General features: G+C 37.8%; 8 protein-coding genes. 3 read left to right on the top strand and 5 right to left on the bottom strand.

Annotation, left to right across the window (positions count from 1 at the left end; translation table 11 throughout):
* Position 1 precedes the first annotated feature (1 nt).
* From NY014_RS05105 to NY014_RS05095, 3 genes are all read left to right on the top strand, one after another.
* Positions 2-3,247: a UvrD-helicase domain-containing protein gene (locus tag NY014_RS05105; protein ID WP_259413473.1), complete on the top strand. Its 3,246-nt coding sequence runs from the start codon at positions 2-4 to the stop codon at positions 3,245-3,247.
* Positions 3,244-6,081, top strand: coding sequence for a PD-(D/E)XK nuclease family protein (locus tag NY014_RS05100; RefSeq protein ID WP_259413472.1), 2,838 nt, complete (start codon positions 3,244-3,246; stop codon positions 6,079-6,081). Before NY014_RS05105 ends, NY014_RS05100 begins: the two co-directional genes overlap by 4 nt.
* Before the next feature lie 672 nt (positions 6,082-6,753).
* Complete coding sequence (locus NY014_RS05095; protein WP_259413471.1) at positions 6,754-8,121, top strand: hypothetical protein; 1,368 nt, start codon at positions 6,754-6,756, stop codon at positions 8,119-8,121.
* Positions 8,122-8,431: 310 nt separating this feature from the next.
* Here the strand turns inward: NY014_RS05095 and NY014_RS05090 are convergent, their stop codons facing one another.
* The 5 genes from NY014_RS05090 to NY014_RS05070 form a co-directional block, all read right to left on the bottom strand.
* Positions 8,432-9,508 (bottom strand): hypothetical protein, encoded by a 1,077-nt coding sequence (locus NY014_RS05090; RefSeq protein ID WP_259413470.1) that lies wholly within the window; start codon positions 9,506-9,508, stop codon positions 8,432-8,434.
* Positions 9,509-9,578: 70 nt separating this feature from the next.
* A complete protein-coding gene (locus NY014_RS05085; protein ID WP_259413469.1) occupies positions 9,579-10,673 on the bottom strand; it encodes a DUF4932 domain-containing protein in 1,095 nt (364 codons plus the stop codon).
* Positions 10,674-10,800: 127 nt separating this feature from the next.
* Complete coding sequence (locus NY014_RS05080; protein WP_259413468.1) at positions 10,801-11,355, bottom strand: GNAT family N-acetyltransferase; 555 nt, start codon at positions 11,353-11,355, stop codon at positions 10,801-10,803.
* Between the two features lie 75 nt (positions 11,356-11,430).
* Entirely contained in the window at positions 11,431-11,955 is a 525-nt protein-coding gene (locus NY014_RS05075; RefSeq protein WP_259413467.1) for a hypothetical protein, read from the bottom strand.
* The gene (locus NY014_RS05070; protein WP_259413465.1) at positions 11,955-12,458 is read right to left on the bottom strand and encodes a RidA family protein; all 504 of its coding nucleotides are present in this window, start codon (positions 12,456-12,458) and stop codon (positions 11,955-11,957) included. Before NY014_RS05070 ends, NY014_RS05075 begins: the two co-directional genes overlap by 1 nt.
* Between the last annotated feature and the right edge of the window lie 61 nt (positions 12,459-12,519).

The raw sequence follows: 12,519 nt of genomic DNA, 5'->3' as shown, positions 1-12,519 counted from the left end.
TATGGATATCTCAACAAAACCATTCATTATCTACAAATCCTCAGCTGGTTCTGGGAAGACTTATACTCTGACATTGGAGTATCTCAAGTTAGCCTTGCAGAATCCTAGGTCTGCTTACAAGCAAATCTTGGCTGTAACTTTCACTAACAAGGCCACTCAGGAAATGAAGGAGCGGATTTTGAAGGTTTTGAATGAATTGAGTCTTGAAGTAAATCCAACAGGTGATTTGGAAAAAGTCCTGATGGATTCTCTTGGTTTAAATCCTGAGGAACTTCAAGTCAGAGCAAAAGAAACACTTTTACATATTCTGCATGGCTATGGTTATTTCGCAGTAAGTACGATTGATTCATTTTTCCAGCGAGTGATTCGATCGTTTGCCAGAGAAATGGATTTGCAAGCCAAATTTGATTTGGAGTTAGATACAGATGCAGTACTGGAAAGGCTTGTTGACAGGATCGTTGAAAAAGTAAATCAAGACAAAAATCTCAGAAATTGGCTGGTGGATTACGCTACGGAGCAGATAGAAAATGAAAAGTCTTGGGATATCAGAACTGGGATCAAAAATTTGGGAGGAGAAATTTTCAAAGAAGGTTTCAAAACTTACCGTCATCTCTTCCAGCAAAGTGTGGCTCAAGAGGGTTTCTTAGGAGAATTCCGAAAATACATCCGTCAAGAACGAGCCAAATTAAAAGCAGAAGCAGAATCCATGCGCCAAAGAGCGGAAGAAATCCGAATATCTCATGGGTTGGAGTGGACGGACTTTAAAGGTGGTAGCAGGAGCTTTGCATTAAATTTTGGAAGACTTGGAGAAACTGATTATCCCTTTACCAAATTAGAAGCGTCTAGGATAGAAAAGTTAAATGATATTTCCGAATGGGTTTCTAAAACTTCAAAGGTTGTCTCTCGAATAGAAGATTCTTTCTCAGGGGGTTTACTGGATATTTTGAATCTAATACCTGAAAAACAGAAGCAATGGAATACTTTTGAAGCTTTGCATCGGAACCTTAATGCTTTTGGAGTTTTTAAAGACTTGATTTTGGAATTAAGGGAACTGAAAGATGAAAAGAGTATTCTCCTGATTTCTGATGTAAATGACTTTTTGCAGGAAATAACCAAGGACAATGATGCCCCTTTTATCTATGAAAAAATCGGGAATCAGTACAGGAATTTCCTGATTGATGAGTTTCAGGATACTTCTGAATTCCAATGGACAAGTTTCAAGCCATTACTTGAAAACTCTTTGGCTTCAGGGAATACAAACTTGCTGGTTGGCGATGTCAAGCAGTCCATATATCGCTGGCGAGGAGGGAAGTTGGAATTGTTACTTAAAGAGGTGCAAAATCAAATTCCTGGCCCTTATATCAAAGAAGAAAATCTGGATACAAATTACCGAAGTCTTCCTGGTATCATTCGATTCAATAATACTGTTTTTGAAGCTCTTCCAGCATTGATGGAATATGGTATGGAGAGAGGATTTGGCATTGATTCGAAATCCTTACTCAGGGATGCTTATAAGAAATCCGACCAAAAAATTCCAGAGAAGAAGTTGGGATTGGAATTCCATGGGAAAATACGAATTGAATTCACTGAAAAACCTGCTCGATCAAGTTATCAATCCGAAGAAGAGGAAGATGATGGAGAAGGAGTTTTGGACAAACTTCCTCAAGTAGTGATGGATTTGCAGAACCAAGGCTATCAATTGAAAGATATTGCCTTTTTGGTTCGAAAGAATTCCCAAGGAGTTGATATAGCAGATCGTTTGATGGCCTATGACAGAGAAAACCCTGATTCCGGCTATCGCTTTGATGTGCTTTCTGAGGAATCCCTCTTTTTGGATAAATCCGCTGCAGTTAAATGCCTATTGGCATTTTGGAAATACCTAAGTAATCCAGCTGATCGAGTTGCTCTGAAAACAGCTTGGTATTATTATGCCTTGTTGCAAGGCATTCCTTTTTCTCACAAACTCTTCCACAAGTTTAAGCAGGTACCGGAGCTCAAATCCAAGGATGAGGAACTTCAATCCAGACTGAATGAATTTCTTCAGTTGCCTTTGCTGGAATTGATGGAGGAAAGTATTGAGTTTTTGGGTTTAATGGAGATTCAAGCCGATCTAGCCTATATATCAGGTTTCAAAGAGGCTGTCTTTGATTTTGTGAAAAAGAATCGAGCGGACTTGGTTGGCTTCTTAGATTGGTGGGAATTAAACAGTAAAAAGCGAACTGTCAAGATTCCTGAGGATCATGATGCCATGCGGATTTTGACTATTCATAAGTCTAAAGGACTTCAATACAAAGTGGTAATTATGCCTTTTTTGGATTGGAATATCGTTTCATTTGGACTTCAAGCTCCCATTATTTGGTCTCCTTTTAAGTCTGAAAATGGATTGGAAACCATCGTTCCCTTGACTCATGGAAGCACCTTGAAGGATTCCCATTTTTCCAAAGCTTATGAGGATGAGGTCAGGCTGGCTTATTTAGATTCTTTGAATATGCTCTATGTGGCCTTTACTCGTGCGGAAGAAGTGATTTGGGGATATGCTAATTTTACAAACAGCAAAACATCTGGCGTCAGCCAAAAATCTACTGGCAATATACTTTACACCCTTTTTTCGGCTGGATTTCAAATTTCTGAATTTGCATCAAATCAATCCCGGGATGCCGAGAATCTGATTTTTGAAGCTGGAGAATGGATTTCTTCGAATAGCGAAAAGGAGGGGCAAACATTTGTGCCAAAGCCTCTACGATGGGAAACTCAGGATTGGAGAAGCAAACTCAAAACTAAAACTATTGCCTGGGATTTTTCCGAAAATGGTCTTCAGGCACGGGCACAAAGGAAGTTGGGTGTAATTGTCCACGAACTCTTGGCTGCTTCTCAAACCCAACAAGACGCAGAATTGCTTTTGCATCAATACACTTTTGAGGGAAGAATTGACCAAGATACAGCTCAAGAGGTGGGGGATCAATTGAAAAAATTATTCGAAATACCTCAGTTCCAAAGTTGGTTTGGGGGAAATTATTTGACGTTGGCAGAACAAGGGATTTTGTTGCCTGGAGGTAATCAAAAGCGACCGGATCGAGTATTGATCGGTGAAAAGGAGGTAGTGGTTGTAGATTTTAAAACCGGTGAAAAATACCCTTCCCATCATAAGCAAGTCAAAGAATACATGGGTTTAGTTCATCAGTTGAGTCAAAAACCGGTGAAGGGCTTTTTGTGCTATTTGGAACCCACAGAAATTATTGAAGTATGATTCCATTTTTGAAAGAAACTGCTCAAAAACTTCTGGACTCTCCTCAAAAATTGGAGGAGTTGGTGGTGGTACTACCTAACCGAAGAGCAGGATTGTTTTTTACCAAGTATCTGGGTGAATTGATCAATCAGCCTGTTTGGATGCCTGAGGTCAAAACCATTGAGCAGGTTTTCTATGGCTTGGCGGGAAATACGCCTGCAGATGATTTAACCTTGATTTTTGAATTGTATGAATTGTATCGGCAGATACAGGATGAGCCTGAAGATTTTGATCGGTTTTATTTCTGGGGTGAGTTGATTCTTAAGGATTTCAATGACTTGGATCAGTTTATGGCTCCCGCAAAAGTTTTATATCAGAATTTGGCGGAAATCAAGGAGTTTGAATCAGATTTAAGCTTCCTGACGGAAGAGCAGAGAGATTTGATTTCACAGTTTTGGTTGGCATTTGAAAGGCAAAATGATCAGGAGAAACAAAAGTTTTTAAGATTCTGGCAGATTTTGGGTCGCTTGTATGAAGATTTTCAGCACAGGTTGAATACTGCTGGGTTAGCTTATTCCGGCCAATTATATCGACAGGTTTCAGAAAATCTAGATTCCATCCCAAAGCCTGGAAAGCACTATGTTTTCATTGGTTTCAATGCCTTTACCCTCACTGAAGAAAAGTTGATAAGGCATTTTGTAAAAGAATTCGGTGCGGAAGTTTTTTGGGATTTGGATCAATATTACTTGAAGGACCCCATTCAAGAAGCGGGCTTGTTTTTTAGGGATTATCAGAGAGATTCTATTTTTGGAAAGACTTTTCCAGAAGAAATCCCTGATCGTATTCGACTAAAAAAAGATTATATCCATGTTCATTCCATTCCTTTGAAAATTAATCAGGCAAATTTGGTCGGGAAGCTTTTGGAAGAAATCCCAACTGAAGAAGCTTTGGAAGAAACGGTGATTATTTTACCGGATGAGCAAATGCTCTTTCTGGTCTTACATTCCTTGCCTTCTCAAATCGACAAGTTGAATGTGACCATGGGCTATCCTGTCCGAAATGCGCCCGTTTATGCTTTTTTGGATGCTGTTTTGGATTTACAGCGCTATGTGAAAGTTCGAAATGGAGTGGCCACTTTTTACCATAAACCGGTTACGGATTTGCTTTCATTTCCTTATTTATTAAAAGAAGATCCAGATCATTTTCAGGCTTTATTGGAAAAAATCAAGGGAGAGAACCTTTTAGAAATTCCTGTTGATCTTTTGGTTGGAGAATCCAAATTATCCGAATTGATTTTCCAACAGGTAAATCCATCCGAAGTCTTCGATTATTTGGGGAAATTGATGGAGCATTTGGCTTCAGGGTTTAAAGAGGATGAGGTGCAACGATCCTATTTATTCCAAGCTTTTAAGCAGCTCAATCGGATCAAGGAGATTTTTCAGGGAAATCAATCCAAGCCTTTAAAAATTGATTTTGTGCTGAAACTGTTTCGGCAGATTTTTAGAGAACTCAAGCTGCCTTTTGAAGGAGAGCCGCTTCAAGGTCTTCAGATGATGGGGGTGTTGGAATCCAGAAACTTGGATTTCCGACGAGTGATTATTTGCGATCTGAATGAGGGTAGCTTTCCTCCAGGTGGGGGGATCAATTCCATGATTCCATTTAATCTTCGAAGAGCTTTTGGTCTTCCAGTTCAGGAGCAGAATGACGCGATTTATGCCTATACTTTTTATAGGCTTTTGCATAGAGCAGAGGAAGTTCATTTGATTTATACTACTGCTGCCGATCAGGGTAAAGCAGGGGAAATGAGCCGCTTTCTCCAGCAAATGCAAGCAGAAATGGGTGTAGCTGAACCTGAGATAGCCATGGTTCCGGTTGGACTGACTCCTCCAAAGAAAATTGAGGTAAAGAAAACCCCCGAAGTGCTGGATGACATGAAAGCTTTTTTAGCAAAAAGCCACCCTGATGAAAAGAATCGACCGCTTTCAGCTTCTGCACTCAATATGTATTTGGATTGCCGGTTGAAATTCTACTTCCGTTATGTTGCAGGTTTAAAAGAGCGGGAAGAGGTTGTAACAGAGATTGATCCTTCCACTTTTGGGACAATTCTGCACAATGCTGTAGAGACAATTTATGGTTTGGATGAATCTAAATCTCCTAGAAAAATTGATCCCCATGAAATCAATCGACTCCTTCCTCAGGTACCTAAGGCAGTTGATCATTCTATTCGGAATTTTTATAAAGTAGAGGAAGGGAAGCCCATGGAATATTCCGGGCAATTGGAGATAGCTAGGGAGATTTTTATCAAGTACCTAGAAGCGATTCTTCAATACGATCAGGAAAATGGGGAGTTTACGATTTTGGGAGTGGAAAAGAACGTACCGGCAAGTATTCCTGTGGAAACGAAAAATGGAATTGTAAATTTTGCACTTCAGGGAGTGATAGACCGAGTCGATCTCAAAGACGGGGTAGTTCGCTTGATTGATTATAAAACCGGAAAAGACGAAAAGAAAGTCTTATCCATTCCATCCTTATTTGATAGGGAGGAAAAGAAAAGAAATAAGGCAGCCATGCAAACTTTATTGTATGCATATTTCTACCAATTTGAGCATCCGGATAACCAAAAGCCTTTGAAACCGGGAATTTTCAATATTCGAGAGATTTACAATCAAAAGTTTAACCCTTTTCTTCAGATGGGTGGAAAAGAAATCCATGATTATAAAGAAGTTGAAGAGGATTTTGTGTCAGGATTGACTGGTATGCTAAGTGAAATCCTAAATCCAGATATTCCATTTTCACAAACTGAAGATGAAGAAAAATGTAAGTACTGTGCTTACAAGGAGATTTGTGGGAGGTAAGGGAAGTAGCATACAACTAAAATGAGTACCCGTCCCAGTTGTTGGACTAAATATTTTTTTTCTCTTCGGTTTTTGCGGGCAAAGTATTATTTGTCCATTTCTTGACTGTAAGTGATTGCGAATTCTTTATTCTATTTATTTCCAATAACAAAGTGGTTATCCATCAGATTTTAGCCACTAAATACCCTAAGATTTAAATTTTAAATGATCTGAAATCTGACCTAAGACCAAGTGGGAAAATTGAAATAAGCTAGTTTTTTAAACTCCATGTACTTGAAAAAGTGTTGTGTTGTTTTATATTATAGTATGTGGGCAGATTTTACGTGGTTGCTTAGAACCACTACCGCTCGAATACCTAAAGTGCCGTTAATGCTGATATTAGTTGTATGCACACGTATTTGGTATATATCTTCGCATTAAAATCCTTGATTTATTCTTGCATTCAAAATTATTGGCTTGCCAATAACCCTTTTTCACTTTCAGGAAAGTGAAAGCTGAATGGCTCATTCAAGCAAATAAGAATAGTTGACTGAGTGTTGTTTTCCGTTCTCCATTTGTGTAAAACAAACATTCCTTTTCAAACAATGATGTGTGAAATGTAGTAACAAGGTTTAAATCTGGCATTCAATTGCGATCGAAGAGAATCGGTTAAAATGAATAAAACCCAATCAAATGAATAAAATACCAATTTTATTGCTTCTAACCTTCTTTGCTTTTGCAGCTCCATCTATGAGTCAAACCTTGGTTGATAATTTCAAGCGTCCAAATAAACTCAGAGTGTTTATAGATGGCTGTGAACGATGGGATGGAGGCTGCGATATGGATTTTATCAGAACGGAAATTACCGCAGTTGACTTTTACCTGGATAATGAATCCGCCGATGTTTTTGTGCTTATTAACGATAACAGGTCTGGTGGGGGCGGAAGACAATATCAACTTATATTCATAGGTCAACAAAATATCCATGCGGGGAGAACTGACACCCTTTATGTTAATAACAAACAAACAGATACTGACTTTGAAGTGAGGGAAAAACTTACTCGTTTCATCAAGTTAGGTCTAGCTCCCTATGTTGCGAAAACTCTAGCTGGAGAGGGGATTGAAATCGACATGAAGACTGGACCCGGAATTGTGGAAGATGTGGTGCAGGAAACCGTTGATCCTTGGAATTATTGGGTTTTTAATTTTGGTACGGATGCGAACATTGAAATTGAGGAATTGAGCAGGAACATTAATGTCGGCGGAGAAATCAATGTGAACCGAATCACGGATGAATGGAAAATTAATTTTTCGGGTAGAATAGATGAAAGGTTGAGAAGAACAATTCAAAAAGAACCAAGAGTGGATGATAATGGCAATCCAATTCTCGATGAAAATGGCAACCAAATTATTGATGAAGTTCAGAATAGTTTTGATGTATCAGAATTTGGCTTTGGTCACCAGTTGGTAAAGTCTATTACACCCCAGTGGTCCTATGGATATGATATAGAAGGTCTTCAAAATACTCGCTTTAATTATCAGTTTCAGACCAGATTTAGACCGGCAGTAGAGTACAATTTTTTTCCGGAATCAGAGCAGAATTCCAGATTTTTGAGAGTGAATTATGGGGTTGAAGTTCGGAATAATAGATATGTCGAAGAAACGATTAGCGGCGTGACTGAAGAGACCAGAGTTCTCCATAGTTTGAGAGCTAGTCTAGGGCTAAATCAGCGTTGGGGTAACTTGGAAGTGGGGTATAGGCTTAGAAATTATTTAGATGATTTTAGCTCGTGGACCACAGGTTTGAATGTGAGTGCAGAAGTCCGAGTAACTGGTAATTTTTCTATTTTCATGCGGGTAGAAGGTAACTATGTACAGGATCAAATTTATCTGGCTGCAGGAGATTTCACTGAGCAGGATATTTTGAGTGGAAGGGTTACCCTACCTTCCGCCTACACCATTGACTCTAGATTTGGATTGAATTACCGCTTTGGATCTAATCTCAACAACTTCGTGAATAGAAGATTTTTTGGAAGAGCCAATTTTGTTGGGAATGATTAATCATCCTGCCAGAGATCAGAGAGTGCTTAGAAATTAAAATGAGATAAAGTAATTCGAATAGGGTTTCAGCTGACGAGGTAGGTCTTTTATCAATTCAGATTATTGATTAGAGAAAAAGACTAATTAGTTACCATAACTTTTGCCTGGAATAGACTATTATCTTAAATGATTTCAATTAGTTGCTAAGGGTCTTGCTATGAGTAGTTTGGTTGGTGAGACTTTCTATTGCAAGTGCTAACCAAACTGAAAAACCACATAAGTTTTAGAAGTAAATCCTGAAAGCAGTCAAAGGATAAGTAAGAACAAGCAATTACTCATAGCGATTTTTGTGAGCTTTTAATTTTTCTAGATAGCTGTTGAAGTTTTTTTCTCCGACATAAATCGACTCACGGTAATCAGGAAGGTGTTTTTCTAAAATCATAGAGATATTATAGCCTAATTGGTAATAATACCTGTCATTATAAATGTCAAATAGGCTCCTGTCTTTTTTGACATCATATCCCTGAAACATATTACTAATCAATTTCAGATCTTCCTCTTCAAGCATTGATTTGTCAGGATTGTTGTCAGCTAAATATCGTTTGCAAAGGGATTCGAAATATCTGGCATGTCCTTCTATGAGGATTTCGTAATCTTCAACTTCCCTAATATCAACCCCATAGGTTTCTTTGATTCGATCTATACGGATGGTTCTAAGTGAATCGTATTTTTTGAGATTTTCAGCTAGGCCTGCATCTTGGATCCATATGGCTTTTAGGAGCTCATTTTCATGATGGATGCTTTCTTTATACCAATCTAATTCATGATGATATTTGGCTAAAAACTCATCTGGTCCTCCTGGGATTTCAAGTTGGGAGTAATAGTCCTTAAATTCTGGAATTATCCTTTGGTAGCCATGAAAAAGCTCGTGGATTACCATAATGGACCAATCCTGAAGATCAGTTATCCCGATCAATTTCTTGGTTAAATCAAAACTTTGGAAAAACAACACGTTTTCTTGGTAGAATATCGCGGTGCTGTCGGTATCACTGTAGCTTGTATTGAAGTTAAAATTTGTGGTATCAGTGTAGATTTTAGAAAGTTCGATTACCTCAATACCATTGATTGGTTTTACTGTTTCATGGTCGGTAATCTTGAGAATGTGATTATTTGGGTTTACTACAAAAGTTCCGTCAAAAGTGTAGTAGATAATGGGTTGGAAGAAATCCTTTTTTGAAAAGCCTTTCCATTCTCCTTTTGCAACCTCATTCTTAATCCCAATTAAGTAAGTTAGATGTCTCCAATAGTTCTCTTGGTATTTTTCTACTTGATTTTGACCGATTTTATTGGAATTATTTTGACAGGAGAAGGTCAGAGCTAGAAGTAAAAAGTATAGAAGCCTCTTCATAGTATCTTAATTTTCAACACTAAGTGGACTAAAGAAGAGAACTTCTTTATTTGTATAGTTAGAAAAAGTTTCATTTCTCATATTCACCTGAAAAAATACTTTGGTAGATTTCTTCGCCGGTTAATTCTTTATTCTTGGAATAATAGTTTACTAATTTTTGGTTGAATTCTGGGAACTTAATAAAGCCCCGATTTTCCATCACCTCTTCACAGCGGTTGATAATAAGCGAGGCATCTTCCTCATTGTAATTGTCGATTACATATAGGGAATAAAAAGCAAATGTCGCATATTCATTAAATGCGGAGAGAGCATTAGAGTAGTCACGGTACTTCATATTGTTCCACTTTTCTAGATCGCCAATAAGCGTTTTAATCTCTTCTTGATACTTGTCACTCAATGGATTTATATAGTTATGATCTATCTCTGTGAATACCATTCTGCCTGCTAGACCCTCAAGTTGTTTTTTTGAATATTTATCAGTCACATAGGGCGGGCCAATAAACATGATTGATTGACTAAAATCACCATCTATGAAATAGTTGGCGGAATGTGAACCATAAACCAAAGGAGAGAATGTGATTCGATAAGATTGGTAGCGATTATCAAACTTTTTTTCAAGCCAATCCCAGTGTGATTTCACAGCAAGCTGTTCCGATTGCATTGAAGTTTGCTGGCTGTAAAAATCCTTATGGTTTTCATAAAATGACCGAAAATTAGTCTCTTTTGAGAAATCTTCGAGTTGTTCAATATAAGGCTCGAGCCAGTTTTTCGATTCAAAACTTAGAGTAGGGTAGGTTTTATCCTTTTCAATATTTCCGTTTTGGTTAAAAAAGAATCCACAAGCATCCATTTTGAGACGGTTGTAGCGATTTCTTCGTAACTCTTTCTGGATTTCTTTGATAACCGGATGCTCCTGATACTTTTCAAAGTAGTCTAACACTTCTTGGTAATATCCTGTCGACTTATCTATTATTTCAGTATTTCCTTTACCAAAAGGAGTTAGAGCAGCTATGACATGGAATAGTTCGGATACTTCAAGTATTTCATAAGTCACCGAATCATGCATCATTTCTCTGTATTCTTCGCTAAATGATGCGCTATGCTGCCCAAAAGAAATGTGCATTGAAAAAAGTAAAAGTATTGATACTAAAACCAAGTGTTTCATTCTTTATTGACGGTTTCATGCATTTGTAGTAGGAGATTTAACACTGACTTTCCAGTTTAGTACAGACCTTTATTTTATGTTAATACTGTGATTCTATCACTTTTGCTCCCATTATTTAAAGCCATTATTAGCTGATGGCTTTTTCAACTATTAGTTTCATCAAGATGTCTGTTTGTTCATCATTTCCGAGCTTGAAAATATGCTTGTCAAACGCTTTAAATCCATTTTTTTCATAAAATCTGATTGCTTTTTGATTTTTTTTCCAAACTCCCAACCAAACATATTCTATGTTTTTTTCTTTCGCCAATTCAATTGCTTTATTGTAAAGAAGTTGTCCGACTTTTTTTCCGTGAAATTCCTTTTGCACATAAATTCGTTCTATTTCGAGTGCGTTTTTATCCTTTATTTCGGTTTGAGACAGTCCAAAGTTTACTTTTAAATATCCGATTATTTTTCCTTCAAGTTCCGCAAAGTAAAATTCAGAGTTTTTATCGGTTAATTCTGAAGTTAGCTTTTCAGTCGAAAATCCCTTTTCTAAATATTCCTTCATATTCTCTTCGCTGTTTTCGGATGAAAAAGTTTCGGCAAAAGTCTGCTTTCCAATTTCTTTTAGTTTTTCAACGTCTTGAATATTTATTTTTCTAATATTCATATGTTTGTTATCCGTATTTTCAGCTTTCATTTTATCTACTTTTGCTGATTTATTCCACTTGGTAGGTGGGTTAAATTCAACTTTTATCCTTTTAAATCAGCGGTTTCAACAAGGGCTCCAATAATGAAACTCAATCAGTTTTTCTTGCTTAAATAGAAAGAAAAACCCATCATCAGCATTTGTGAATCGGCCCCCAAGGCTAAACAAATCATTTTCATCTCGTCTGTAGATTTGAATGGGTTCTGCCTTCTTTTTCATAAAATTCTCGACTTCATATTGAGTGCTTTTTCCACTGAATTCAATCTCCTGAAAATAGGTCCATTTGATTTCACCTTCTGAGTCGAAAACTACCAACTCAGGAATATAACCCTCCTCAGCATTTCCTATCCAAGTGACTTGATCATAGATCAGCTGGTAATAGGTTTTTCCCTGTTCTTCATTGGAATGGAACCCGCATTCGTAGTCAGTATCAGTCTTTTTGGTCGGTCCGTACTTTTCAAAAATACTTTTAAGCCCCTGTTGCTGAAATGCCAATCCATCCACATAGATGTATTCTGCCAAGAAAGTTTTCTCTGAAAGAAGGAAAAGTAGGGTCAAAGGCAGTAGAAAAGAAAGAAAAGGCTTGATCATCAATCCTCCAGCTCCACAATTACTTCAATCTCCACGGCAATATTGTTGGGTAAAGCTGCGACTCCCACGGCTGAACGGGCATGTTTTCCTTTTTCTCCAAAAACTTCTACCATTAGGTCCGAAAAGCCATTAATTACGGCTGGATGTCCAGTGAAATCAGGAGCCGAATTCACCATTCCCAATACTTTGACAAATTGCTTGATGCGGCTCAAATCGCCCGTGGCAGCTTTCAAAACTGCGATAATTTCTAACCCTGTTTCCCGTGCGGCTTGGTATCCCTGTTCAGGTGTCAGGTCATCACCCACTTTTCCAAAGACATCCGGACCGTTACCCGCTAGGTAAAGCATATTGCCAACCTGCCTCCATTTGACATAATTTGCCATAGGTTGACTTACCTCTGGAATTTCTAAACCTAATTCCTGAATTCGCTGCTCAGGACTTTGGGCTTGGGCAAACTGAAAAATCGAAAAAGATAATAAGCATAAAATCAGATATTTTTTCATTGGATTATTGGTTGATCAAACCTAATCTAGCAGAAATTTTCCAAATCAACTACCAAAGCAA

This window comes from Algoriphagus limi (assembly GCF_024919275.1).
In the GTDB taxonomy this organism is placed as follows: Bacteria; Bacteroidota; Bacteroidia; order Cytophagales; family Cyclobacteriaceae; genus Algoriphagus; species Algoriphagus limi.
This window is presented reverse-complemented; position numbering and strand designations above follow the sequence as displayed.

Excerpts from the sequence above, each read along its gene's own strand:
- NY014_RS05100 (WP_259413472.1), top strand. The coding sequence starts at position 3,244 with ATGATTCCATTTTTGAAAGAAACTGCTCAAAAACTTCTGGACTCTCCT.
- NY014_RS05085 (WP_259413469.1), bottom strand. The coding sequence starts at position 10,673 with ATGAAACACTTGGTTTTAGTATCAATACTTTTACTTTTTTCAATGCAC.
- NY014_RS05075 (WP_259413467.1), bottom strand. The coding sequence starts at position 11,955 with ATGATCAAGCCTTTTCTTTCTTTTCTACTGCCTTTGACCCTACTTTTC.
- NY014_RS05095 (WP_259413471.1), top strand. The coding sequence starts at position 6,754 with ATGAATAAAATACCAATTTTATTGCTTCTAACCTTCTTTGCTTTTGCA.
- NY014_RS05090 (WP_259413470.1), bottom strand. The coding sequence starts at position 9,508 with ATGAAGAGGCTTCTATACTTTTTACTTCTAGCTCTGACCTTCTCCTGT.
- NY014_RS05070 (WP_259413465.1), bottom strand. The coding sequence starts at position 12,458 with ATGAAAAAATATCTGATTTTATGCTTATTATCTTTTTCGATTTTTCAG.
- NY014_RS05105 (WP_259413473.1), top strand. The coding sequence starts at position 2 with ATGGATATCTCAACAAAACCATTCATTATCTACAAATCCTCAGCTGGT.
- NY014_RS05080 (WP_259413468.1), bottom strand. The coding sequence starts at position 11,355 with ATGAAAGCTGAAAATACGGATAACAAACATATGAATATTAGAAAAATA.